Source organism: Microbispora sitophila (assembly GCF_014892245.1).
In the GTDB taxonomy this organism is placed as follows: domain Bacteria; phylum Actinomycetota; class Actinomycetes; order Streptosporangiales; family Streptosporangiaceae; genus Microbispora; species Microbispora siamensis.
The window spans coordinates 200095-222245 of the sequence record NZ_JADBGC010000002.1; the positions used below are offsets into that span (position 1 = coordinate 200095).

Consider the following 22151-nt stretch of genomic DNA (forward strand, 5'->3'; position numbering starts at 1 on the left):
GGACTGGACGGGATCGTTTTGAGCGGTGTCGCGGGTGATGGCTACCGTTTCCCGATGATCACCTTGCCTGATGTCCTCGCTCGTGCGGCCGGCGGGCACCTGCCCGAGCCGGGGGCCGGTCCGACCATCGTTCCGCAGCCGTCCGCACGTCATGCGGGGGTCATCGCCTTCACCGCGCACAACGTGATCTTCGCCGATGTCGGCGAGGACTGGATCAGATCCCGGTTGCCCGACGACGATCTGTCGGCGCCGCTCAACCCGCCGTTCCTCGCAGACCTGGAAGAACGTACGGGACGCCGGGTCAACAACATCGACATGCTCGCCCTGGCCGCCCCCGCCGAAGGCTCCCCGCCCATCGAGCTGGTCGAAGTCACGGACGCGGCCCATCCGCGCGTCGAGCGTGCCCACCGCTACCGCGACGACGTACGCGTCTGGACCTGCCCGGGAGGGCTCGTGCTCATCGGACGGGGAGTGGGCGGGCGGTGGGAGGTCGCGCTCGAGGTCGAGCCGGCCGGCCGCGGGCGTGGCCTCGGCCGCACCCTCGCCCGTGCGGCCCGGCATCTCACCTCGCACCCGCTCTGGGCGCAGATCGCCCCGGGCAACGCCGCGAGCGTACGGGCGTTCCTCGCCGCGGGCTACGTGCCGATCGGCGCCGAGGCACTCCTCGTCCCGCCCGCCATGTGACGATCCGGCCGTGGGGATCGTACGGACGATCAGGGCAGGGCGTCGCTCAGACGACGGCGGAGCCGGGGCTCGTGGGCGGGGTCCGTGTGGAGGGTCAGGGTCAGCCCGGCCTCGGCGGCGCCGGCGAGGACGGCCAGCAGGGTGGCGAACTGCCCGGGAGGCTCGGCGTCGAGCAGGTCCTCGGCGTGCGCCACGGCCAGATGGACCGGGCCGACGTCGCGCAGGGAGTCGGTGAGGGCGTCCCAGTTGCGGCCGAAGTACGCGGGGAGGCCCAGGACCCGTGCCACCTCGTCGAAGAAGGCGGCACGGGTCCGGCAGGCCCGCCCGTCGACCACCGCCGTGGCCGGATCGGTGGTCACCGTGAGCCACGGAGGCAGCGGACGCGCGGCGGAGGCCATGAGAGGTCCTAGAGCCGGTAGAAGTCGGTGTAGTGGTTGGGCGAGAACCAGGTCACGCCGGTGCTGCGGTTGACGACGATCCGATACGCGTCACGCGAGGCGCCGTACGCGCGGGAGTAGACGTCGTACTCGTAGTAGGTGGCGCCGCTGGGGAGCTGGCCCTCCCGGTTGTAGAAGCGCCCGCCGGTGTAGTTGTACTTGCCGTCCGGCCAGGTGTACCAGCCGCTGCTGGTGGGGTAGCCCTTCCCGGCCCAGATCGCGTTCGCCGAGCGGGCGTCGGCACAGCGGGAGATGGTGCAGGTGCTGTAGACCGACGCGTGGGCGGGGACGGTGCCGGTCACTCCGGTGAGGGACACGATGGCGGCGATCACGACGGTGAGCCGTCCCGGCCAGGACGGCCGGAAGCGTCGCGGAGTCTGCACGAGACCTCCTTGTGGGGGCGAGGGGACAGACATTCGCCAGCATCACCTCGAAACCGGGACGAACAAAGGTGGAGATTGGTGAACTCCCGTCGTCTTTTTCCGTATCCCCCGGGGTGGGCGTGGTTCCCCTATAGATCGATCCAGGATTGACACATGAGCGAAGCCGAGAACAGTACGTACGCGCCGGACCCGGTGACGAAGGCCGGCTACGTGCTGGAGTTCGAGGACACCTTTGACGGGGACAGGCTCGACGAGAGCCGCTGGATCCCGCGTTATCTGCCCCAATGGACCACACGTGCCGCCTCGGCCGCCCGATATCGCGTGGGCGACGGCCGCCTGCGCCTGCTGATCGAGGAGGATCAGCCGCCGTGGTCGCCGGAGACGGAGGGCCGGATGCGCGTGTCCTCACTGCAGACAGGTGTGTTCTCCGGGCCGGTGGGCAGCGCCGTCGGCCAGCACGGGCGGGGCGGCCGGGCCGTCGTCCGCGAGGCCCAGGACGAGGCACGGCTCTACACCCCGCACTTCGGCCTGATCGAGATGCGCGCCCGGGCCACCGACGACCCGCGCGCCATGGTCGCGCTGTGGATGATCGGCTTCGAGGACGCGCCCGAGCGCTCCGCGGAGATCTGCGTCTGCGAGATCTTCGGGCGTGACGTACGGCCGGACGGGGCGGCGGTCGGTATGGGCGTCCACCCGTTCGGCGACCCCGTGATCATCGACGACTTCGCCGCCGAGGTCCTCCCCATCGACGCGCGCGAGTTCCACGTGTACGCGGCCGAGTGGACCCCGGATCGGGTGACGTTCTTCGTGGACGGCCGCCAGGTCACGACCATCCGGCAGTCCCCGGACTATCCGATGCAGCTCATGCTCGGCATCTACGAGTTTCCCGACGCCGAGGGGCCCGAGCGCGTGGGGCCGTACCCCAAGGAGTTCGCGGTCGATTACGTGAGGGGCTATCGGCCCGTGACGGGTTGAGCCGTACGAGAGGCGCGGCCGGTGGGTATGAGGCATTTGAAGCGCTATGCCCGGATGGTCGAGGCCGATCAGCCGGTGCTCGGCCGTCCGGTGAAGGATCGGGGGATCTGATGCTGAGATGGCTCATCGTCCTGGTGGCGGCCGTGGTCGCGGCGCTGTCAGGGGTCACCGCAGGTTACGCGGCGCCACCGGATGTCAGCGACCAGGACCAGGCATTCCTGGTCGGTGCGCACCAGGACAACCTCGCGGAGATCCGGGGCGGGCAGCTCGCCGAACGGCATGCCGGCAAGCAGTCGGTCAAGGACGCCGGCAGGAAGTTCGTGGAGGACCACACCTCCCTCGACGACCAGCTCAAGCGGGTGGCCGAGAAGCTGGGCGTGGACCTGCCGGGCAAGCCGAGCGAGGAGCAGCAGGCCGAACTGCGGCAGTTCGCCGCCAAGAGCGGCACCGCGTTCGACCGTGCGTGGCTCGACGCGCAGGTCAAGGATCACCGCAAGACCCTGGACTCCCTGGACAAGGAAGTCTCGAGCGGTTCTTCCCAGGAGGTGAAGAACCTGGCCCGGGACGCCAATCCGGTGGTCCAGGAGCATCTCAACCTGGTCGAGAGCATTCAGAGCGGTGAGTGACGACCGGTGCCGGCCGGGGCTGGTCTCCGGCCGGCACGTCCCCTCCCGGCGAGCTCAACCGAACAGCTTGACCAGCAGCAGGATGATGAGCGCCCAGCAGACGAGACCCGCGACCACGACGGCGATCAGTCCGCGGAGGCGATACCGCTTGCCGGGTGGGCCGGGTTGCTCGTCCACGTTCCCTCCAAGCCGGGGTGTGTTCCGGCGTGAACCCCGCCTTGTGCTGATACCCCCCAGGTCACGAGCCGTTCGTCACTGAGAGAGACGTGTGTGTTGCCTGATGTGACAGCACTCGCTCACGCCCCCCCGGTGGAACCAGTGTGGACGGCAACGCTCTCCGAGTCCCCCGATTCCTGCCGGTCCCGGGTGTGTGTGAATAGGGTGCGGTCATGCGGATCTTCACGAACCTCGCCGAACTGAAGGCGGCCAAGGGTGAGCATCTCGGGTACAGCGACTGGCGAGAGATCAGTCAGGAGAGGGTGAACGCCTTCGCCGACGCGACGGACGACCACCAGTGGATCCACGTGGACCCGGAGCGGGCGAAGGACAGCCCGTTCGGCGGCACCATCGGCCACGGATACCTCACGCTCTCGCTGCTGCCGTCGCTGCTCGGCGAGCTGTATCGCGTGGACGGCCTGCGCATGGCCATCAACTACGGGCTGAACAAGGTACGCTTCCCCCGGCCGGTTCCCGTCGGGTCCCGCGTACGTGCGGGGGCGGAGATCACCGACGTCAAGGGAACTCCCTCCGGCACCCTCGCGAACCTTCGCGTCACGATCGAGGTCGAGGGAGTCGACAGGCCGGCCTGCATCGCCGACACGCTCACGCTCTTCGTTCCCCAGGAGTGACCCCGCCTGCCCTCAGCCGGGCTCCGGTGGTACGGGGGGCGGCTTGACCGGGGGCGGGACGACTTATTGGCGCAAGCAGGGGTGACGGGTCTGGTAGAGTTACACCCGTTGCAGGGCACCGCAGGTGAACAGGCAGCAAAGCGGCCGTAGCTCAATGGATAGAGCATCTGACTACGGATCAGAAGGTTAGGGGTTCGAGTCCTCTCGGCCGCGCACATCGAAGAAGGCCCGTGATCAGGGGAAGCCTGGTGACGGGCCTTAGTGTTTCCGGGGATCATCCGGCCTCTTCCGCGTCTGTGGGAGCCACCGTGGGAGCCACCCGTTTCGGTCGGCGCAGTAGAGCGCTCGAAATGGCCTCCGTCGCCGCTCGCTTGTCGCCCTCCATGAGGTGCCCGTACACGTCCTTGGTGATCGCGATGCTCGCGCGTCCGAGGACGTCGGAGACGACGTGGAGAGGCGTCCCCTGGGCGAGCATCAGCGAGGCCCCCGAGTGCCGGAGCTCGTGTGGGTGCCAGTGCCCGAGCCCCGCCTTCTGAGCGAGGTTGGAGAACAGGTGCGAGAAGGTGTCCGGATCGGACGGATTGCCGAAAGCGGTGGGGAAGATCAGCCCGTGCTCGGTCCACCCCGCGCCGGCCTGGAGGCGTTCCGCGTTGTGCGCGCTCCTGTGACGCTTGATCGCGTCGATAAGCTCGGGAGTAAGGGAGAGGGGACGCCGTGACTTCTTGGTTTCGTTGATCACGAGCTTGGTCTTCCGGGCCGCATTCGAGTCCCGGTTCTTGATTCGCTTCACGGCATGGGTGACGCGGAGAGTTCCGGCGTCCGGATCGAATCCGCTCCGCATGAGCCCGAGCGCTTCGCCGCGATGCAGGCCGAACACGAGGGCCAGGAGGACGAGTACGCCCATCCGGTGCTCCGCGACCTCATCAAGCTGGCGCGCCGCCTCGCGGCCCGCGCTCGCTCGGCGGCCGGGCGTGCGGCCTGGGGGCCGGTCCCGGCCGCCGGCAGCTCGGGCCGCAACACCGGACAACAAGCCGATACCCTCCTGCTTCATGCGGCCATGGCGACAAGTGGACGGACCGCTCCTCTACCTGCCTGCTGACCAAGACGTCTGGAACCAGCTACGGCCCCAACTGCAGCTCGGCCAGCGACTTACCGGAACCGTCGTCTGGGTCCCGCAGCCCGGCACGATAGGCATAGGTATCGATGTCGACCTCCCCATTGGCGGCTTCGTCGATGTCCTCCTACTGCCTCGCGACACCACCCGCTGGCCCGCCCAAGGAAGCCGACTGGCCTTCCATGTCTGGTGGATGGACGACCGCCCTCAGATCCGCCTGCTACCGGCCGACCCCCACCTCCGACGCGAAGACTTCGACGAGTGGATCCTCCACGAAAACAGCCTCGCCGCCGACGCCTTTCGAGCTCATCGCAGCACTCGCTAGGCAAATCGTCGCAGATGCTGCTCAAATCAACGGGAGACGTCCTACCGCCTCCGGCGGGGGCGCTCCGGCTCCGGGGTGATCACCAGGGCCCTCCTCATTGTGACCGGCCGTCGCCGCCGCCGCATGCTGCAGGCCTACCTGCGCTGGCGCAACGCCAACGCCCGCCATCCGACTGCGGTCGCACGAAAGCAGGGACTCCAGGGGGACGCGCGAGCGGCCTGCGTGATCAACGATTGGTCGCGTGATCGAGACCATCGCGGGGATCGGCATGTCACCCCTGGAGATCCTGCTTCTGCTGGGCGTCGTCGGCCTGCTGTCGTCGCGGTGGTGCCCGCCCCCAGCCCGGCGGCCGGTCGCGCTCGCCGCGGCGGCGGTCGTCGCCCTGTCCGGGATCGTGCTGACCGTGCGTGGGTTGCACTGGCAGATGGCGCCCGCGCTCGCCGGCGTCCTGGTCGCGCTCGCGTTCGCCGTGCCAGTACTCGCCGGACGCCCGGCGCGGCGGGTGAGACGGTGGCTCACCCTGCCGGGAGTCGTGGTCTGCCTCGGCTTGGTTTGTGCGAGCGCGGCCGCCGCCTGGGCGGTGCCCGTGCCTGTGTTCCCCGGGCCGTCCGGTCCGTACGCGGTGGGCACAGCCGTGATGCAGTGGACCGACGCCTCTCGCCCGGAGCCCGCCACCGATGAGCCCGGCGACCACCGCACGGTCGTGGTCCAGTTGTGGTATCCCGCGCCCAAGGGCACGGCCGGTCCCCGTGCCCGGTATCTCGGCCGCACCGAGCGGGAGGCGCGTACGGTCGCCGACGGCCTGACCGGCTACATCGGCGTGCCCACCTTCCTGCTCGATGACGCGGTCCGTGCCCGCACCGGCGCCGTGTACGACGCGCCTGCGGCGGCCGGGCGGTTCCCGATCGTGCTGTTCTCTCCCGGGCTGGGAGGCGTGCGCACCCAGAACACCGCGTGGGCGGAGGAACTGGCCGGCTCCGGCTACGTCGTCGCGGCCCTCGACCACCCGTACGACTCCGCCGCCGTCGTGCTCGACGATGGACGGACGATCCGCACGCGGGTCGTGGCCACCGGCGACGACGAGGAGGACAGACGGCTCGCGACCGGCTGGACGGCGGTCAGGGCCGCCGATCTCAGCTTCGTCCTCACCCAGCTCGGCCGCCTCGACAGGGGCGAGATCCGCGGCCCGCTGACCGGACGGCTCGACACCGCGCGGGCGGCGGCGACCGGGCACTCCATCGGCGGAGGCGCCGCTCTGCAGGCCGCCCGCCAGGACTCCCGGTTCGCGGCGGTGATCGACCTGGACGGCTACCCGTACGACCCCGCGCCCCGGCCCTACCATCAGCCGGTGCTCGCGCTCACCCATCCCGTCGACCCGGCCGACAACCCGTCGTACATCCCTCGTCTCACCCGGATCCTCGCGCTGAGCACGTCGGAGAGCTACCGGATCACGGTCCCCGGCGCGGCGCACCTCACCTTCGCCGACGCGCCGCTCTACCTGCCGCCGATGCCGTCCGTTGTCGGCTCCCTCGGCCGCACCGGGGGCCTGTCCGTCACCACGGCGGCCACCAGGGCCTTCCTCGACGCCACCCTGCGTGACAAACCCGGCGACCTGGCCACGCTCCTGCGCCCGTACGGCGACCTCACCGTCCACCGGCCCGCGCGGAAGGACGACACGGGGGACCGTGACTAATGCGCTGTCCGCCGACGTTCACCAGGGTCGAGGGAGCGGAGCGGAAGCGTCGTGCCCAGCGGAGCGGGCTTCGCGAGGGACCGGAGGTTCCTTCCGACGCAGTGACCGGACCGGCCAAGGTTCGTGGACACCCACTAGCGTGTCCCGCTTGGCGCGGCCTGCGGGCATGATCATTCCCGATGCTTTCCCAAAGCTCCGTCTGCGGCCGTGCATGCCTTAACCTTTGCGCAGCTCACAGGCCTGTTTCCGCCGATTCCGATCACCGGAATGGGCCTTTTTGATCTTTGTACAGCAACCCGTTGCATGCCGATGAGGTTTTGGTGTCTCGGGTCGCCACAGCGTGGACAAGGTGTGCAGCTGTTGCCTGCACGTCGAGTGCATGGCGCCTCAGAGGAGAGTGCCCTGATCGTCCCGCCCATCGGCTCCGGGCAAGCCCAGCAGACCAGCCAGGTCAAGCCCGGCTGTGCCGTAGAGCAACCAGCGCACGAGGAAACTCACCGGGATCATGTACACGCAAAGCCAGGCTTGACCCTCCCCTGCCGGCCCGCTGCCCCTTCGGGGGCAGGTCGGACTCCGCTCACCATTCCCGGCCGGCGATCAACTCCTCCGCGTCCGCCTCCGCGAACCCGTATGCCGACGCCACGAACCAGAAGTCTTCGGCGATCGCCTCTCGTGCGAAAGTCTCGATCTCACTGCCGGCCGCCTCGAACTCCGCCTCCAGCGCGTTGAACTCCTCCGTCGCGGCCTCCGTGAGCACGTACAGCGCCGCCAGGTCCGGCGGCCGCTCGGCCTCGATCCGCTCGCAGAGCCGCAGGAGGATGGCTTTCCCCTTGTCGACGACGTGATTGGGAAAGTACTCGTCCTCGTACATGCCCTTGAGAAAGGCATGCTCGGCCACCTGCCGGTTCGTCGGCGCCACCGCGATCTCCCACTCCGTCGACAGCTCGGTGATCCGATGCTGCACTACGCCACCGACAACATCTGCCCGGTCTGGGGCGACACGGGCGGCCGTGAGCTGGATCCCTTTTGCGGTTGTGCCGACATATGCCGATACGACAGAGTCTTCCCGATCATCGTTGTGGATCTACGTCGACATGGGAGGAAACGGCATGGCGGGTCGCCCGTACGCGCGGCTGAAGAGTCCGCTCCGGCGGACGCGGGGGCCCCTGGCGCTGTTCTCGGCGGCGCTGGCGTCGTCCCTCCTGGTCGCGGTCCCCGCGGCGGCCGCCCCGGCGACCGGTGCCGGGACGCTCCTGGCGAAGTCCGCGGCTTCCACGGCCGGGATCGCCGAGGACGACCTCCTGGCGCGGCTCAGGGCCGTCCCCGGTCTCCGGGTGGTGTCGGTGAAGAAGGGGCGGGCGAAGGGCTACAAGGACTACACCCTCACCTTCACCCAGCCGGTGGACCACCGGAACCCGCGCGGCGGCACTTTCCAGCAGCGGCTCACTCTCTCGCACCGGTCGGTGGACCGGCCCGTGGTCCTCTACACCAGCGGATACTTCATGCCGGAGAAGGTGTGGCTCCAGGAGCCCACCTATGGGCTCGACGCCAACCAGCTCTCCGTCGAGCACCGTTTCTTCGGCGCCTCGCTGCCGAAGCGGAAGGACTGGGCGAAGCTCGACATCTGGCAGGAGGCGAGCGACGAACACGCGATCGTCGAGGCGCTCAAGCAGGTCTACGACGGCGCCTGGATCGGCACCGGGGCCAGCAAGGGCGGCATGACGGCCGTCTACCACCACCGGTTCTATCCGCGCGACCTCGACGGAGTCGTGGCCTATGTCGCGCCCGACGACGCGGTCAACGCCGACGACCGCGTCTACGAGCGGTTCTTCGCGACCGTGGGCACGCCGTCGTGCCGGGCCGCCCTGCGTACCGTGCAGCGGGAGGCGCTCAAGCGTCGCAAGAGCCTGGTGCCCCGGCTTACGGCCCTGGCCAAGCGTGAGGGCCTCACCTTCCGCCGCACCATCGGCACGGCCGACCGCTCCTTCGAACTGAGCGTGCTCGACTCCGCCTGGACGTTCTGGCAGTACTTCCGGCAGCAGGACTGCAAGGGCATCCCCGGTGAGAAGGCTTCCGACGCCGCCATCTTCCGATGGGTGGACAAGATCCAGACCTGGAAGCTGTACACCGACCAGGGCATCGAGCCGTACCTGCCCTACTACTACCAGGCGGCCACCCAGCTCGGCTGGGCGTCCCTGAGCTTCGCCCACCTCAAGGGCCTGACCCGGTATCCGGGGCTCTACCAGCCGAACTCGGTGCTGCCCGCGTCCCTCCGCTCCCGCTTCGACGGCAGGGCGATGCGGGACGTGGACGCGTGGGTGACCCGGCAGGCGAGCCGGATGATGTTCGTCTACGGCGGGCGGGATCCCTGGAGTGCCGAGCGGTTCACGCCGAAGGGGACGGACTGCCATGTGTTCGTCGCCCCGCGCGCCAACCACGGCGCGAGCATCAGCCACCTGTCCTCTCGCGACTTCGCCGAGGCCACGGACACCCTCAGGCGGTGGGCCCGGCTCACCTGAGCGCCTCCGGGCACGGATGGATCAGGGGCCTGGCCGATTCTCAGAAGTCGGGAAACACCAAGGACAAGAGCAGTATCTCGGCACCGAGCACCAACAGGAACTTCACGGCGAATGGGCCGGGCCGCACCTGGCGCGTTTCCCCGTCCGGGTTCTGCAGTGCGTGAGCGGCCGCTTCTCTGATCTCCTCACCCTGCCCGATCGTTGCCGTGAACAGGGCGATCATTGTCGCGGCGTAGATCGTCAGGCCCCTCGCCGTCGCCGCTCGCTTGTCGCCCTCCATGAGGTGGCCGTACACGTCCTTGGTGATCGCGATGCTCGCGTGTCCGAGGACATGGGAGACCACGTGCAGTGGGGTCTCCTGCGCCGGCATCAACGAGGCGGCGGAGTGCCGTAGCCCGTGGGGTGCCAATGGCCGAGGCCGGCCCTCTCAATCACCTGTCAGGCGGCGCGTACGCCTGTACGGGGAGCCTGTCGGACAGGCTGACAACACGATCTCCTTGTGAACAGCGTGAGCGGTCCGAAACCGTGGATCCGCCGCAGGAATCACCTGCCGGCGTTCACCACCAGGAGAAACGATGAAGCTGCCTCCATGCGCCGCCGCCCTCGTGGCGGCCGCCCTGCTCGCTTGCTCGACCGGAGCGTCCGGGATGTCGGCGGCACAGGCAGCCGACACCGGTGCCCTTCCGAGCGTGAACATGGAAGCCACTGTCAAGGCGGCCCAGATCGACCCGCGGCGGTCTGACGACACGCTGACCCCGGGCGCCAAGGCCAGCGTGCTCCTCGTTGAGCGGGCGCTGCGCGACCGGCACCTGCTCGACGCGAAGTGGGTGGACGGTTACTTCGGCACCACAACCGTCGTCGCCTTCGCGAAGTTCCAGAGGTCGCTCGGCCTCGCTGGTCTCGCCGCCAACGGCCTTCCGGGCAAGGCGTCGCTCACCAGGCTCGGCGCCGGCCGTTTCACGGTCACCCACCTCATCGGGCCGGGTGCTCGGGTGTCCGCCGGCGGCGTCGTCATCGACACCCGCACGCGGAGCATGCTGGCCGAGGCGAAGCGGCTGCTCGGCCGCGACCTCGTGCTGTTGCAGGGGTCGTACAACCGCGGCGGCGACCCCACGTCCGCGGGCACCCACGACGGCGGCGGCGTCGTCGACATCTCGGTCGAGGGGATGGATTCCGCCACCCGCATCGCCGTCGTCCGTGCGTTGCGACGTGTCGGCTTCGCGGCATGGGTGCGTAGCCCCGATCAAGCCGACTGGCCGTGGCACATCCACGCCGTCGCCATCAACGACACCGACCTCTCCAGCCAGGCCCAGCATCAGATCGGTGACTACTACCTCGGTCTGAACGGGCTCGCCGGCCGTGGTCCCGACGACGGCCCGAAGGTGACCATCCGCACCTGGGAGGAGTACCAGCGCCGCTGACCATCCGGAACCCAGGCAGCACAGACACGAAGGAGAACACCATGGGAGCGCTCAACAAGATCCTCACCGCGGCGTCCGCCGCGATCGTGCTCGGCGGGGCGGTGCTCGCCACCGCCTCGCCCGCCTCGGCGGCCACCCGCAACGGCGTGTGCGAGACCGGCGAGTTCTGTTACTACTTCAACAGCAACAACCAGGGGTCGCTCTCCGACTTCACCGGATCCGTCGGTGACTACGGCACCCGCCAGCCCTCCTGCTTCGACTTCAAGGGACCGGGCACCGGCAAGGGCAAGTGCGTCAAGAACGCCGCCGCCTCGGTCTGGAACCGCAGTGGTAAGACCGTTCGCGTCTACTTCAACAGCAACTACGGCGGCAGCGTCTACCAGGACTTCGCGCCCGGGGCCAAGGGCAACCTCAAGGCCGGCCTCAAGAACCAGAACGCCTCCCACCAGTTCGGCCCGTCGTCATCGGTGCGCGTCGACATGTCGTACGCGCTGTACAAGGCCGGCGGCGGCTACATCAGCTGCGGCTTCGACGGTTACGTCCACACCTCCGGCCGGCATGAGGGCATCGACATCACCCGCAGCGTGGGTTCGGATGTCCACGCCCTGGTGAGCGGTCAGATCATCAACCTCGTGCACGGGCGCAACGGCGGCTCCGGGCTCTCCACGATCGCCGTCTACAACGCCTCGCTGAACAAGACGATCATCTACCTGCACTCCGCTCCGCTGTCCTCGCTGCGTGTGGGCCAGCAGATCTCGCGCGGCCAGATCATCGCGAACGAGGCGTGGCACGGGGTGTCGTCCAGGAAGGCCGCGCACACCCACGTCGAGATGCGCCCCGGACGGCAGAAGCTCGCCGCCAAGAGCGTCCGCGACTCGACTCTGAGCAACCCGAACCCGAACTCGTTCTGGATCTCCCAGGGCTACAACATCCGCTAGCGCAACGGGGCCTCTGATGAAGCACCGGGGCCTCTGATGAAGAGGAAGGCAACTGTGTCTCCACGAACTGCACGGCTGATCTCGCCTCTGGCCGCGGCGTCCGCCGCGATGGTGCTCGGCGGGGTGGTGCTCGCCACCGCCTCGCCCGCCTCGGCGGCCACCCGCAACGGCGTGTGCGAGACCGGCGAGTTCTGTTACTACTTCAACAGCAACAACCAGGGGTCGCTCTCCGACTTCACCGGATCCGTCGGTGACTACGGCACCCGCCAGCCCTCCTGCTTCGACTTCAAGGGACCGGGCACCGGCAAGGGCAAGTGCGTCAAGAACGCCGCCGCCTCGGTCTGGAACCGCAGTGGTAAGACCGTTCGCGTCTACTTCAACAGCAACTACGGCGGCAGCGTCTACCAGGACTTCGCGCCCGGGGCCAAGGGCAACCTCAAGGCCGGCCTCAAGAACCAGAACGCCTCCCACCAGTTCCTGAGCTCCGCACCGCCGACCGGGTGCAAGACCGACGGCACACACAGCAAGCTGCCCACGACGATCCTCGTCTACCGGGAATCCCTCAATCGCGTGGACCGGGTGGAGTTCAAGACGTACGTCAAAAATGTCCTGCCCAACGAGTGGCGGTCGCACTGGCCGAGGGAGTCTCTCAAGGCAGGGGCGATCGCGGTCAAGCACTTCGGCTGGTACTGGGCGCTGAGGTCGGCGAGCAAGACGCCGAGCGGCCAGTGCTACGACGTCTCCGACCACACGTCCAGCCAGGTGTACAAGCCCGGCTCCGCGACGGCGGCGACGAACGCTGCGGTGGACGCGACATGGGGCACCCGCATGACGCGCAGTGGGAAGATCTTCAAGGCCCAGTACTGCTCTACGACGACGGCGTGCCGCCACTGGGTCACCGGCGACTGGATGTCGCAGAACGGTTCTCGCGACAAGGCCGAGGCGGGCTGGAGCTACTCCAGGATCCTCAAGTACTACTACACGGGGATCGTTCTCGAACCTTGAACCCCCGCAGACCGTTCGCCCCTGGTTCCCCGCCGTGCCGTGCACGGCGGGGAACAGGCGTCAGCCGACGATGATCTGAAAGTTGAGTGGCCGGCCTCCGGGGAACGCGACCCGTCCCGAACCCTCCATCATCTTGAACCGCACGTAGCACAAGCCCGGCTTACTCGGCGTGGTGATGTCGGTCCGGATGTCGACCATCTCTCCGGGGCCTGTGTCCTTGATCGGTACGTCGGGGACGGTCTGGCATTGATCGGGTTGCTGCGGGAGATCGAGGCGATGCAGCGAATATCCCTTCCACGGCACCGTCCCGGCGTTCTTGAGCCGCCACACTTTGGTCACGGTCTGACGGGGGCCGACGCGCGTGCAGTCGGGGAGCGTGATGTCCCCGATGAACTTCGCCGAATCACCCTCGTGCACAGGTGGACTCCACGGCGGATTGGTGGCGCGCACCGGGCAGTCGGTTGCCGACAGCCAGGTCTGCGACGGGCCCTCGGAGGGGTTCACACTGTGCCCGTCGGTCCCGGAGCCACGATTGACGGCGACCGCGATGAGGACCACTGTCGCCATACCGACGGCCGCTACTGCGAGCGCGGCCGCAGCCGGGCGGGTTGGTCGGAATCGCCCCCGGCCCCCTGGCGCAGAGGGGACCGGCCGGACGTCGCCCGCGATCTCGTCGGGCGGGGGCGGCGTAGGCAGAGATGCCGAGGTCTCCGCAGCCGACCGTGGGGCTTGCGACCCCGTGGTGCTGTGCACGGTACGACCTTCCGCGACGTCCGTGGCGAAGACTTCGAGTCCATCAGGCGGACGGGCCGTCAAGGTGCCCGCGCGGCTTGAAGGATTCCCGGCGGTCGCCGATCTGACCGCCAAGTTCGCACTCTCCCAGCGTTCGCGGTACGCGGCCGGGTCTGCGCCGCACGCCTTGACGAACTCGACGGTGGTCTCCCAACTCGGGAGCCGGTTACCCTTCGTGGCTTCGTGCAACGTCGTGTGGGAGATCGCCCCCGACCGGCCAGACATTTCTCGGAAAGGTGGGTTGCCGACCGACTTGCGAAGTTCTCGCAGTGCCGCCGCGAAGTCCTCGATCGCCTCCGCCCGTGCAGGCATGTCGTCCACCCGGGTGAAGCTAACAGCGCCCACGGTGCCCACTCAAGCTTACGGAGCATCTCGCATACGTCCTCCTGTGCCTCGCTCGCCGGCCACAATGGGAGCCACCCGTTTCGGCCGGGCCAGTAGAGCGCTGGAAATGGCCTCTGTCGCCGCCCGCTTGTCGCCCTTCACGACCTCGACACCCTGCCCGCGAGATCGCCGAGGAACTCGCCATCACGATCCTGCCCGCCACCGCCACGCACCTGGGCACCTTCCACGCCCAGGCCCACGGCCACGCCGACGGCGTCACCGTGCGGATGACCTGCTACACCGCCGAACACCACGGCACCCCAACCGCCGCCGGCGAGATCGAGGAAGTCACCTGGCTGACCTACGCCGACCGCCACCGGGCATCCCTCGTAGACCAGATCATCTTCGACCACCTACACGAGACCGGCCAACTCCACTGACTATTTCTCAGACCACACCAGGAATCAGATAAGTGGTTTGGACGTCTTGTGGCCTCTTCGTGGAGGTTTGCTTGCCGCCCATGCCGCTTCGGCCCGGTCCCTGGCCTGCTTAAGGCCGGCCGCAGAGGATTCGCGGGCCAAGGTGAGGCTACAGGGCCGGTCATGCAATGTTCCATCACAGGTGGAGTAGCGGCAGACATGGTGCTCTCGCTCTCTCGCATCCGGGATGGTGGGTTTCATGCATGTACGCGTAAAGGCCCTTCGGGGCTGATCCCGAAGGGCCCAACCGCACCAACCCTGATCTGCCATCAGACAGGCTCTAGATCTGATTGGCATATGCCATGTGTTGCGATGGATGTTTTCTCGTTGTGACTCCGAGAGTTCTTGTGCTCGCATCGGACCGGTAACCGCGTTGGCAGTTGTCCAAAGCAGACATATGCCATCGGCATTGCGGGCTTGCGAAATCCGGCAAGTCCACGTCAGCTCATCTGGACGTCCTGCGGCGTCCAGGCTAACGATGGGTCGTAAGGGCAATCGTCGCGCGATACCACATTCGTCGCGCGAAACCGAAAGGAGACGCTAATGGTCGGTAAGCGAATCTCTGCGCTGGGCGCAGTTTTCGTCGGAGCCCTGACTCTGGGGCTGGGTCAGGCATCTCAAGCCTCAGCCGTAGCGAGCCCGGCGAACACGTCGGTGGTCAGCGCTTCAGAGACCGCCGCAGCGCACGACGCCTTCTCCTCGATGCTGACGTCGAGCCCTGGACACCGTACCGATCTCGCGCCTCGCACCTACGACCAGGGCGGCGGCGGCGGTGGCGGTGACGGCGGCGGCGGTGGCGGCGGCGGTGACGGCGGCGGCGGTGGCGGCGGCGGTGACGGCGGCGGCGGTGGCGGCGGCGGGTGACACCACCGACACGACCACGGCCACGACCACGGCCGCCAGTGAGTGTCTGACAGATGGACGCTCGAAGACCACCGGGACCGAGTGCCGAGGCCGGTTAGCCGAGCACTCACAGCAAAGACCGCAGGGGGCTCCGCCCCCTGCACCCCGGCCCTCCTCTGAGATGAGCCGGGAGGGCGCGGGTTCTGGGGGTCATCTCCTCGCCGGTCCCCGAGGGATGCTCTCGCGCGTACGAAGGCGGCCACCTCTCAGGGGGACACCAAGGGAGACGAGTTCACCTATGAGGTGAACAGCCGACTGATCGTTGTGACGCTCAGTCTCCGCAGCCACCGCTTCCGCGAGGGCGATGACCCTGACCGGCTCCTTGACGACATGCGCGAACTCGGTCTCTTCGACGCAAGCGGCGACCTCGTCCTCAGCGCCCTCGTTCTGGCTTCGCGAGCCACCGGAGTTGAACTTTCCAGGAATCGGTACATCCGTCCCAGTCTCACCCCAGATGATCCGCAGGCCGGCCGAGGTGTGTAGATGGCTGGCAGGACTCCGACTCGAACGCGTTCCCCTGGAACACGCCGTTCACCTGCACGGATTCGAGGTCCAATCCGTCGTCGGGCACGCCGTCCACGTGCGGCAACGTCTCGGTTGCGGATGGCGTCTTCCACGGCTGCTCTGTCGCGCTTATGTGAATATGTTCCGGCGGCATTCGAAACCCTCGAAATGGGCGAGTGGGAGCGTCTCTGCGCATACGTCAAGTGTGGACAACCAAATCAACGCTGCAATCATCGAGGATACCGAAATGATCGTCAGCGTGAATGCCGGGATGGGGCGAAGTCGGTCCAGCTGCATCTGGCCAGCTGATACCGGATGTTGCGAGGGATGTGTTCTCGTTGCCCCTCCGAGAGTTCTTGTGATCGCATCGGTCAGGTAAACCGTGCGGACGTTCATCCAAAGCAGATGCATGCCATCAGCATTGCCAGCTCGCGAAATCCGGCAAGTCCACGTCAGCTCATCTGGACGTCTTGCAGCGTCCAGGCTAACGATGGGTCGTAAGGGTAATCGTCGCGCGATCCGACAGTTGTCGCGCGATATCGAAAGGAGAGGCTAATGGCCGATAAGCGACTCTCTGCGGTGGGCGCTGTTTTCATCGGAGCCCTGGTTCTGGGGACGAGTCAGGCATCCGAAGCCTCAGCCGTAGTGAGCCCGGCGAACACGTCGGTGGTCAGCGCTTCAGAGACCGCCGCAGCGAACGACGCGTTCTCGTCGCTGCTGACTTCTAGTCCCGGACACCGCACTGAGCACGCGCCTCGCACCTACGACCAGGGCGGTGGTGGCGGCGGCGGCAACGGCGGCGGCGGTGGCGGCGGCGGCGGCGGTGGCGGCGGCGGCGACCATCGCGGCCGCGACCACGGCCGTCATCACGGTCACCATAAGGGTCACCACCGCCGTCACCACCGCGGTCACCACCACCACCACCACCACCGCCACTACCGCTAGCTCCACGAACGACGAAGACCCGCCAGGTGATCGGCTTGGCGGGTCTTCTGGGACTCGTCGAACAGGGCCGCCTCAGCTCTTGAAGGAGCTCACCGACGTGCAACCCGCCGATGTGCTTGCCCGCGTGAGGGCGGCGCTCGGCGATCACCACCGCCCTCCGGGCTACATCGAGGTAGGGCCGGCTGAAGGCGGTTCGGCCATGACGGCGGCTGCAGTGAACTCAGACATTCGAATACTCTACGCTTGTTGACCGATTGCTCCCTTCGGTCTAGGTTTGTTGAGCAGAGCCGCGTCGATGAGGGAGGCGGGGTGCCCGCGACTCCGCGCGACCTGCTCGACCGCTTCCAGCAGGCGATGCTGGACTTCTCGCCTGACTCGCTTGCCGATCTGTTCGCCGATGAGGCGATCTACGAGTTCGTGTTCTGGACGCCGCATCGCGGTCCGTCGCAACGGTACGACGGGCGCGAGGAGATCCGCGCCGGCTTCAGGGCGGCATGGGGGTCGGTGTCCGAGCCCCCGCTGACCGGATTTCGCGAGGTGTGCGTTCACGAGACGGCCGACGCCGAAGTGATCATCTCTGAGGGTGAGATGAACGCTGTCAATCATGCGACCGGGCGGCCGTTCACCTCCCGGTTCGTGCTCGTCCTGCGCGCCCGCGACGGCCGTATCGTCCACTTGCGCGACTATTCGGACGTGCTGCGGACCGCGGCCGGGCTCGGGCGTCTGACTCAGCTCTTCGATCAGGTGCATGCCGAGTCCGCGCTGTGAAAGAGGTCGTGTGGTCGTCGCTCTTTCGAGCGCTCTGGGCCGACCGGCACGGGTGACTTCCGGGGTGGCTTCCGCGAACACGCTCATGGCCGCTCGCTTGCCGCCCTCCGTGCCCGGCCTGTGGTGACAGTCGGTGGACGGCGCGGATGGGCCGCGTGAAAACTGTTTGGCATGCGAAGGGGCGCCGTCTAGCGTGGCGCCGTGGCGACTCAGGTGATCGTTCTCAACGGCGGTTCCAGTTCGGGCAAGTCCGGGATCTCCCGGTGCCTGCAGGCGGTACTGCCGGATCCATGGCTTGCCCTCTCAGTTGACACCCTGGTGGACGCGATGCCTGCCTCCCTGAAGGCATCGGATGCGGGGATCGACTTCGCCCCGGATGGTCGGGTCGTCGTCGGGCCGGAATTCGGGAAGCTGGATGCGGCGTGGACGGAGGGGATCGCCGCGATGGCCCGTGCGGGCGCTCGGCTCATCGTGGATGACGTGTTCCTCGGCGGGGCGGCGTCCCAGCAACGCTGGCAGAAGGCTCTTGCCGGACTGGAGGTGCTCTGGGTCGGTGTGAGGTGCGACAGCGCGGTCGTCGCGGGGCGAGAGATCGCCCGGGGCGACCGTGTCAGGGGAATGGCCGCGTTGCAGGCGGAAGTGGTTCACGAGGGCGTGGTCTACGACCTTGTGGTGGACACCACGCACACCGAGTCCTTGGCGTGCGCGGAGACGATCGCCACCCAGGTGCGCCGCTAGCACCGGCATTCCTGCAGTCCTTCGTCGACCACGCCGTCCACGACAAGGCCCAGCAGGCGCAGCCGCAGACCCTCTCCCACGCGCTGGCCGACTCGCCGGCCGGTCAGCTCGCCTGGATCGGACAGTTGCCGGCTGGTAGCAGGTCCGTCTGAATGGAAGGCCGATCGGCGCTACCGGCCGGCCAGGGACGACGCGAGCTTCAGCCAGCTCTCGAGGGTGGTTGCCGCGGCGCCGCTGTCGATGGCCCGGCGCGCGTCCTCCAGGCAGGTCGCGAAGGCGTCGCGCAGGCCCTCGCCGAAGCCGCGGTGAGCGGCGAGGGCTCCGGCCGCGTTGGCGAGGACGGCGTCACGTGCGGCACCCGCTTCACCGGTCAGGACCCGGTGGACGACCGAGGCGTTGTAGGCCGCGTCACCGCCGCGGAGCGCATCCTGCGCGCTGCGCGCCAGTCCGAAGTCGGCGGCGTCCAGCGTCTCCTGCCGGACGCCACCGCTCTCGGTGATCCAGACGTTCGTGGGCGCGGCGGTGGTGATCTCGTCGAGGCCGTCCTGCCCGCACACGACCAGGGCGCTCGCGCCTCGTTCCGCGAGGACGTTGGCCAGGACCGGGGCGAGGGAGGGGTTGGAACAGCCGACAAGGGCGGCACGGGGACTGGCGGGGTTGGTCAGCGGCGCCAGGTAGTTGACGGCGGTGGGGACGCCGAGCGCCTTGCGCACTGGGCCGGCGTAACGCAGCCCCTGGTGGAAGCGTGGAGCGAAGGTGAAGCCGATGCCGACGTCGCGCACGCACCGGGCGATGTCGTCGGGCGTGAGATCGAGCGGCAGGCCCAGGGCTTCCAGGACGTCGGCGGCGCCGGCCTTGCTCGACGCCGATCGGCCGCCGTGCTTGACGACCGGGGCGCCGGCGGCGGCCACGACGATCGCCGCCATGGTGCTCACGTTCACGGTGTGAGCACCGTCGCCGCCGGTGCCGACGATGTCGACGACCTCCGCACCGTCGACGGGCAGGGGCACGACCCGTTCCATGAGGGCGTCGAGCATGCCCCTGAGTTCCGCGGTGCTCTCACCCTTGGCCCTCAGGGCGACGAGGAACCCGGCGAGCTGGGCGGGGTCGGCCGCGTCGTCCATGACCTGCCGCATGGCCCAGCGGGTGTCGTCCGCGTCGAGGTCGTGCCCGCGCAGGAGCGTCGCGAGCAGGCGTGGCCAGGAGCGGGACGGCTCGGTCATCAAGGTCCTCTCGACATGGGCACGACGGTGCTCGGGCGGTGCTCCCAGCGTAGTGACCGGCACCGTGAGTGGTGGACACGAACTGAACTGGCCGAACTCGACGGATCCGCGCGCGTCGCCGTTCCCGGCTCCGGGGGGTAGCGTGGCTCGAAGATCGAGATTAGGGGCAGGGGGACCGGTGCTGCCGATCGGCGAGATGCTTCGGGTGCTGAACGTGCTGGATGCCGCCGGATGTGAGGTCTGGGTCGCCGGCGGCTGGGGGATCGACGTCCTGGTCGGACGCGTCACCCGGGAGCATCACGACCTCGACCTGCTCCACCGCGCCGAACAGGAGCGGCTGGTGATCGGCGAGCTGGAGTCGTCCGGGTACGCCGAACGGCCCGGTGCGGTGCCCGGGCGGCCGGCCAGGTTCGTCATGGCCGACGGCCATGGGCACGAGCTCGACCTCCATCCGCTGCACGTCGCGGAGGACGGCTCAGCCGTGCAGCACCTGGACGACCGCGGCGCGGCACTGCACTACCCGGCCGCGGCCTTCGTCACGGGCACGATCGAGGGTGTGCGAGTGCGCTGCCTGTCCGTCGGTCAGCAGGTCGCCTTCCATCAGGGCTACGAGCCCCGGGACCGCGACCTGCACGACATGGCGAGCCTGCGTTCGGCGTTCGGCGTCACGACACATTTCTGACCCGCCTACGGGAGGTGCCGGGGGCGAGCGATCAGGTCGCGTACAGGAGCGACAGCGGCTGCGACGGCTTCCGATCGCCCAACTGCGTGGCGGTCCGCCCGATGTAACGGCTCAAGGACCGTGCCAGGTGCGGCTGGTCGAAGTATCCGAGCCGGTGGATCACGTCGTGGGCCGGCACGCCCTGCTGGATCAGGACCGCCGCCCGCCTGGCGCGGTCGATCTGCCGGACGGCGCCGCGCGTGAGCCCGGTCGACGCCAGGAAGCGCCGCTGCAGGGTGCGTTCCGACACGTCCGGTGACGCGCCACCGAGGACCGCGGCGACGAGCGGGTCGCGCTCCAGGACACCCTCACGCACCAGCCGTTGCACGAACGCCTCGGCGTTGTCCCAGCCGGGCAGATGCCAGGTGGAACCCTTCAGCCAGAAGGACCTGTGCGTCGTGTCGGGAATCTCCGCGGACCCGTCCACGAGCCGGCCGAGGGGAAGATGGGGCATCGCGGTGCCCAGGGAGAAACTGATCCCGAAGAACGTGGCGTCCTCGGGAACGGGGGCCTGGCTCGCCCTCGTCTCCGGCCCCTGGACGGAGGCGCTGACCTGGCCGCGGTGTTCCCAGAAGACCAGATCCCAATGGGCCGTCGCGACCGCCGTCATCTGTTCCACGTCACGGCTGCTGCTGCGCCACACCCGTTCGATGTACGGCGAGTCGGACGATCGGCTCTCGATGTCCAAGCCCATCCGGGTAACTCCCCCTGACTCGCGGAAGATGGTCATGCGGGGCGCGTCCAGGTCGTTTTCCCGATCATGCTACGCCCGTGGCCACCCCGACGACAGGGTAACGAGCAGGCGGCACCCGCTGAACGGGTGCCGCCGGTCATCCGCGGAGGTCCGTCAGAACGCTCCTGCCGGGCCGGGCAGGACCGTCTCGAAGAAGCCCTGCGCGGTGTACGTGCCGATTTCGCGAGCCCTGCCGGTGCCGACGTTCACCCCGCGGGCGGTGATGGTCACGTAGGGCGGCTCGCGCTGTTTCGCCGGCTCGGCGGGCCGGTCGTCCTCGGACGCCGGTTCGCATCGGACGGACATGGTCAGGGCGGTCACCTCGGTGGCGTCGCGCCGCTCTCGGCGAGGTGTGCGTCTCCCCGTGAGCAGGTAGGCCGTGCGCATCAGCGATTGCTAACGGGCCGTGACGAACGTACGGAAGCTGTCGTCGCGGCCCGACCTGACTCCTCGCACCCGTTACCGACGCCGGGGAGGTGTCCGAAGGCTGGGCCATGACTTTCAGACGGGGCTGATCCCGGTGTTGCGGATGTGCTCGTAGACGATCGACGTGCGGACGTCGGCGACTTCGGGCCGTTCGGTGAGCTTGTCGATCACGAACGCGTACAGGCTGGCGTTGTCCGGCACCGCGACGTGCACGATGAAGTCCTCCGTGCCGGTCGTCACATAGACGCCCAGGGTGTCGGGGAGCGCGCTGACCCAGTTGCGGAAGCCCTCGATGTTGCGCCGTGAGGGGGGACGCACGCGGATGGCGATGAGAGCCTGGACCGGGCGCCCGATCGCCGCCAGGTCGACGTCGAGGACCGCGCCCCGGATGACGCCACGCTGACGGAGCGCCCGCGTACGGTCGAGTGCCGTGGTCGGCGAGACCCCGACCGAGGCGGCGACGTCACGGTTGGTCTTCCGTGCATCCGACTGCAGTTCCGCCAGGATCGCCTTATCAAGTTCGTCCATGCCCGCCCACACGCCCTTACTTCCGATACAAGTACGGATTCCTTGCAGTGCAATCGTACGGATGCCTAGCATCAACGGCGTACTACCGAACGCATGGAT

Annotated in this window: 27 protein-coding genes and 1 tRNA gene; 14 read left to right on the forward strand and 14 right to left on the reverse strand. The window is 68.3% G+C overall.

Going from position 1 to position 22151, the window contains the following annotated elements:
* The first annotated feature begins 54 nt into the window (after positions 1 to 54).
* Positions 55 to 684 carry a GNAT family N-acetyltransferase gene (locus tag IL992_RS04185; protein WP_193201971.1) on the forward strand — a complete coding sequence of 210 codons (630 nt, stop codon included), beginning with the start codon at positions 55 to 57 and terminating at the stop codon, positions 682 to 684.
* A gap of 29 nt (positions 685 to 713) precedes the next feature.
* Here the strand turns inward: IL992_RS04185 and IL992_RS04190 are convergent, their stop codons facing one another.
* The gene (locus IL992_RS04190; protein WP_193201972.1) at positions 714 to 1082 is read right to left on the reverse strand and encodes a barstar family protein; all 369 of its coding nucleotides are present in this window, start codon (positions 1080 to 1082) and stop codon (positions 714 to 716) included.
* Between the two features lie 8 nt (positions 1083 to 1090).
* The gene (locus tag IL992_RS04195; RefSeq protein ID WP_319018329.1) at positions 1091 to 1504 is read right to left on the reverse strand and encodes a ribonuclease domain-containing protein; all 414 of its coding nucleotides are present in this window, start codon (positions 1502 to 1504) and stop codon (positions 1091 to 1093) included.
* A gap of 153 nt (positions 1505 to 1657) precedes the next feature.
* On the opposite strand from IL992_RS04195, the gene IL992_RS04200 reads away from it, so the two are divergent.
* Both IL992_RS04200 and IL992_RS04205 read left to right on the forward strand, forming a co-directional pair.
* Entirely contained in the window at positions 1658 to 2479 is an 822-nt protein-coding gene (locus IL992_RS04200) for a glycoside hydrolase family 16 protein (protein ID WP_193201974.1), read from the forward strand.
* Between the two features lie 110 nt (positions 2480 to 2589).
* Positions 2590 to 3105: a DUF4142 domain-containing protein gene (locus IL992_RS04205; protein ID WP_193201975.1), complete on the forward strand. Its 516-nt coding sequence runs from the start codon at positions 2590 to 2592 to the stop codon at positions 3103 to 3105.
* Between the two features lie 54 nt (positions 3106 to 3159).
* On the opposite strand, the gene IL992_RS47500 is transcribed toward IL992_RS04205, so the two are convergent.
* Positions 3160 to 3282 (reverse strand): hypothetical protein, encoded by a 123-nt coding sequence (locus tag IL992_RS47500; RefSeq protein ID WP_264294895.1) that lies wholly within the window; start codon positions 3280 to 3282, stop codon positions 3160 to 3162.
* Positions 3283 to 3494: 212 nt separating this feature from the next.
* Here IL992_RS47500 and IL992_RS04210 point away from each other — a divergent pair, with 212 nt between their 5' ends.
* Positions 3495 to 3953, forward strand: a complete 459-nt coding sequence (locus tag IL992_RS04210; protein WP_193201976.1) for a MaoC family dehydratase — start codon at positions 3495 to 3497, stop codon at positions 3951 to 3953.
* A 140-nt stretch (positions 3954 to 4093) separates the two neighbouring features.
* Positions 4094 to 4166 (forward strand) — tRNA-Arg (locus IL992_RS04215).
* A 61-nt stretch (positions 4167 to 4227) separates the two neighbouring features.
* Here the strand turns inward: IL992_RS04215 and IL992_RS04220 are convergent.
* On the reverse strand, positions 4228 to 5004 hold the full coding sequence (locus tag IL992_RS04220; protein WP_193201977.1) for a site-specific integrase: 777 nt from the start codon (positions 5002 to 5004) through the stop codon (positions 4228 to 4230).
* Between the two features lie 16 nt (positions 5005 to 5020).
* Here IL992_RS04220 and IL992_RS04225 point away from each other — a divergent pair, with 16 nt between their 5' ends.
* Together IL992_RS04225 and IL992_RS04230 are read left to right on the forward strand one after the other, a co-directional pair.
* Positions 5021 to 5392 carry a hypothetical protein gene (locus IL992_RS04225; protein WP_193201978.1) on the forward strand — a complete coding sequence of 124 codons (372 nt, stop codon included), beginning with the start codon at positions 5021 to 5023 and terminating at the stop codon, positions 5390 to 5392.
* Positions 5393 to 5633: 241 nt separating this feature from the next.
* Positions 5634 to 7085 (forward strand): alpha/beta hydrolase family protein, encoded by a 1452-nt coding sequence (locus tag IL992_RS04230; RefSeq protein WP_319018330.1) that lies wholly within the window; start codon positions 5634 to 5636, stop codon positions 7083 to 7085.
* A gap of 577 nt (positions 7086 to 7662) precedes the next feature.
* Here IL992_RS04230 and IL992_RS04235 read toward each other — a convergent pair.
* Entirely contained in the window at positions 7663 to 8049 is a 387-nt protein-coding gene (locus tag IL992_RS04235; protein ID WP_404804728.1) for a DUF5713 family protein, read from the reverse strand.
* Positions 8050 to 8194: 145 nt separating this feature from the next.
* Between IL992_RS04235 and IL992_RS04240 the strand changes: the two genes are divergently transcribed.
* The gene (locus IL992_RS04240) at positions 8195 to 9604 is read left to right on the forward strand and encodes a S28 family serine protease (protein WP_193201979.1); all 1410 of its coding nucleotides are present in this window, start codon (positions 8195 to 8197) and stop codon (positions 9602 to 9604) included.
* Between the two features lie 40 nt (positions 9605 to 9644).
* Here IL992_RS04240 and IL992_RS04245 read toward each other — a convergent pair whose 3' ends face one another.
* Complete coding sequence (locus IL992_RS04245) at positions 9645 to 10013, reverse strand: tyrosine-type recombinase/integrase (RefSeq protein ID WP_226872308.1); 369 nt, start codon at positions 10011 to 10013, stop codon at positions 9645 to 9647.
* A 166-nt stretch (positions 10014 to 10179) separates the two neighbouring features.
* On the opposite strand from IL992_RS04245, the gene IL992_RS04250 reads away from it, so the two are divergent.
* From IL992_RS04250 to IL992_RS04260, 3 genes are read left to right on the forward strand one after another with little or no spacing between them, the layout of a single operon-like run.
* Positions 10180 to 11025, forward strand: a complete 846-nt coding sequence (locus IL992_RS04250) for a peptidoglycan-binding domain-containing protein (RefSeq protein ID WP_193201981.1) — start codon at positions 10180 to 10182, stop codon at positions 11023 to 11025.
* 41 nt (positions 11026 to 11066) lie between these two features.
* A complete protein-coding gene (locus IL992_RS04255) occupies positions 11067 to 11963 on the forward strand; it encodes a peptidase inhibitor family I36 protein (protein WP_193201982.1) in 897 nt (298 codons plus the stop codon).
* Positions 11964 to 12017: 54 nt separating this feature from the next.
* Complete coding sequence (locus IL992_RS04260; protein ID WP_193201983.1) at positions 12018 to 12968, forward strand: SpoIID/LytB domain-containing protein; 951 nt, start codon at positions 12018 to 12020, stop codon at positions 12966 to 12968.
* 60 nt (positions 12969 to 13028) lie between these two features.
* On the opposite strand, the gene IL992_RS04265 is transcribed toward IL992_RS04260, so the two are convergent.
* The 4 genes from IL992_RS04265 to IL992_RS04280 form a co-directional block, all read right to left on the reverse strand.
* On the reverse strand, positions 13029 to 13535 hold the full coding sequence (locus IL992_RS04265; RefSeq protein ID WP_193201984.1) for an NBR1-Ig-like domain-containing protein: 507 nt from the start codon (positions 13533 to 13535) through the stop codon (positions 13029 to 13031).
* 707 nt (positions 13536 to 14242) lie between these two features.
* On the reverse strand, positions 14243 to 14497 hold the full coding sequence (locus IL992_RS04270) for a hypothetical protein (RefSeq protein WP_193201985.1): 255 nt from the start codon (positions 14495 to 14497) through the stop codon (positions 14243 to 14245).
* A 732-nt stretch (positions 14498 to 15229) separates the two neighbouring features.
* Positions 15230 to 15457: a hypothetical protein gene (locus IL992_RS04275; RefSeq protein ID WP_193201986.1), complete on the reverse strand. Its 228-nt coding sequence runs from the start codon at positions 15455 to 15457 to the stop codon at positions 15230 to 15232.
* Positions 15458 to 16648: 1191 nt separating this feature from the next.
* The gene (locus IL992_RS04280) at positions 16649 to 16906 is read right to left on the reverse strand and encodes a hypothetical protein (protein ID WP_193201987.1); all 258 of its coding nucleotides are present in this window, start codon (positions 16904 to 16906) and stop codon (positions 16649 to 16651) included.
* A gap of 318 nt (positions 16907 to 17224) precedes the next feature.
* Between IL992_RS04280 and IL992_RS04285 the strand changes: the two genes are divergently transcribed.
* The gene (locus IL992_RS04285) at positions 17225 to 17683 is read left to right on the forward strand and encodes a nuclear transport factor 2 family protein (protein WP_319018331.1); all 459 of its coding nucleotides are present in this window, start codon (positions 17225 to 17227) and stop codon (positions 17681 to 17683) included.
* Between the two features lie 201 nt (positions 17684 to 17884).
* The gene (gene cpt / locus IL992_RS04290) at positions 17885 to 18421 is read left to right on the forward strand and encodes a chloramphenicol phosphotransferase CPT (protein WP_193201988.1); all 537 of its coding nucleotides are present in this window, start codon (positions 17885 to 17887) and stop codon (positions 18419 to 18421) included.
* 170 nt (positions 18422 to 18591) lie between these two features.
* On the opposite strand, the gene trpD is transcribed toward cpt, so the two are convergent.
* Positions 18592 to 19644 (reverse strand): anthranilate phosphoribosyltransferase, encoded by a 1053-nt coding sequence (gene trpD, locus IL992_RS04295; protein WP_193201989.1) that lies wholly within the window; start codon positions 19642 to 19644, stop codon positions 18592 to 18594.
* 178 nt (positions 19645 to 19822) lie between these two features.
* Between trpD and IL992_RS04300 the strand changes: the two genes are divergently transcribed.
* Positions 19823 to 20326: a nucleotidyltransferase domain-containing protein gene (locus IL992_RS04300; protein ID WP_319018332.1), complete on the forward strand. Its 504-nt coding sequence runs from the start codon at positions 19823 to 19825 to the stop codon at positions 20324 to 20326.
* 31 nt (positions 20327 to 20357) lie between these two features.
* Here the strand turns inward: IL992_RS04300 and IL992_RS04305 are convergent, their stop codons facing one another.
* The 3 genes from IL992_RS04305 to IL992_RS04315 form a co-directional block, all read right to left on the reverse strand.
* The gene (locus IL992_RS04305; protein ID WP_193201990.1) at positions 20358 to 21059 is read right to left on the reverse strand and encodes a helix-turn-helix domain-containing protein; all 702 of its coding nucleotides are present in this window, start codon (positions 21057 to 21059) and stop codon (positions 20358 to 20360) included.
* Positions 21060 to 21212: 153 nt separating this feature from the next.
* Entirely contained in the window at positions 21213 to 21485 is a 273-nt protein-coding gene (locus tag IL992_RS04310) for a hypothetical protein (protein ID WP_193201991.1), read from the reverse strand.
* A gap of 114 nt (positions 21486 to 21599) precedes the next feature.
* Positions 21600 to 22052: an Lrp/AsnC family transcriptional regulator gene (locus IL992_RS04315; RefSeq protein WP_193201992.1), complete on the reverse strand. Its 453-nt coding sequence runs from the start codon at positions 22050 to 22052 to the stop codon at positions 21600 to 21602.
* Positions 22053 to 22151: the final 99 nt, after the last annotated feature.

Coding starts and splice junctions, on each gene's coding strand:
- IL992_RS04185 (WP_193201971.1), top strand. CDS start 55: ATGATCACCTTGCCTGATGTCCTCGCTCGTGCGGCCGGCGGGCACCTG.
- IL992_RS04190 (WP_193201972.1), bottom strand. CDS start 1,082: ATGGCCTCCGCCGCGCGTCCGCTGCCTCCGTGGCTCACGGTGACCACC.
- IL992_RS04200 (WP_193201974.1), top strand. CDS start 1,658: ATGAGCGAAGCCGAGAACAGTACGTACGCGCCGGACCCGGTGACGAAG.
- IL992_RS04205 (WP_193201975.1), top strand. CDS start 2,590: ATGCTGAGATGGCTCATCGTCCTGGTGGCGGCCGTGGTCGCGGCGCTG.
- IL992_RS04210 (WP_193201976.1), top strand. CDS start 3,495: ATGCGGATCTTCACGAACCTCGCCGAACTGAAGGCGGCCAAGGGTGAG.
- IL992_RS04220 (WP_193201977.1), bottom strand. CDS start 5,004: ATGAAGCAGGAGGGTATCGGCTTGTTGTCCGGTGTTGCGGCCCGAGCT.
- IL992_RS04240 (WP_193201979.1), top strand. CDS start 8,195: ATGGCGGGTCGCCCGTACGCGCGGCTGAAGAGTCCGCTCCGGCGGACG.
- IL992_RS04250 (WP_193201981.1), top strand. CDS start 10,180: ATGAAGCTGCCTCCATGCGCCGCCGCCCTCGTGGCGGCCGCCCTGCTC.
- IL992_RS04255 (WP_193201982.1), top strand. CDS start 11,067: ATGGGAGCGCTCAACAAGATCCTCACCGCGGCGTCCGCCGCGATCGTG.
- IL992_RS04265 (WP_193201984.1), bottom strand. CDS start 13,535: ATGGCGACAGTGGTCCTCATCGCGGTCGCCGTCAATCGTGGCTCCGGG.
- trpD (WP_193201989.1), bottom strand. CDS start 19,644: ATGACCGAGCCGTCCCGCTCCTGGCCACGCCTGCTCGCGACGCTCCTG.
- IL992_RS04305 (WP_193201990.1), bottom strand. CDS start 21,059: ATGGGCTTGGACATCGAGAGCCGATCGTCCGACTCGCCGTACATCGAA.
- IL992_RS04310 (WP_193201991.1), bottom strand. CDS start 21,485: ATGCGCACGGCCTACCTGCTCACGGGGAGACGCACACCTCGCCGAGAG.
- IL992_RS04315 (WP_193201992.1), bottom strand. CDS start 22,052: ATGGACGAACTTGATAAGGCGATCCTGGCGGAACTGCAGTCGGATGCA.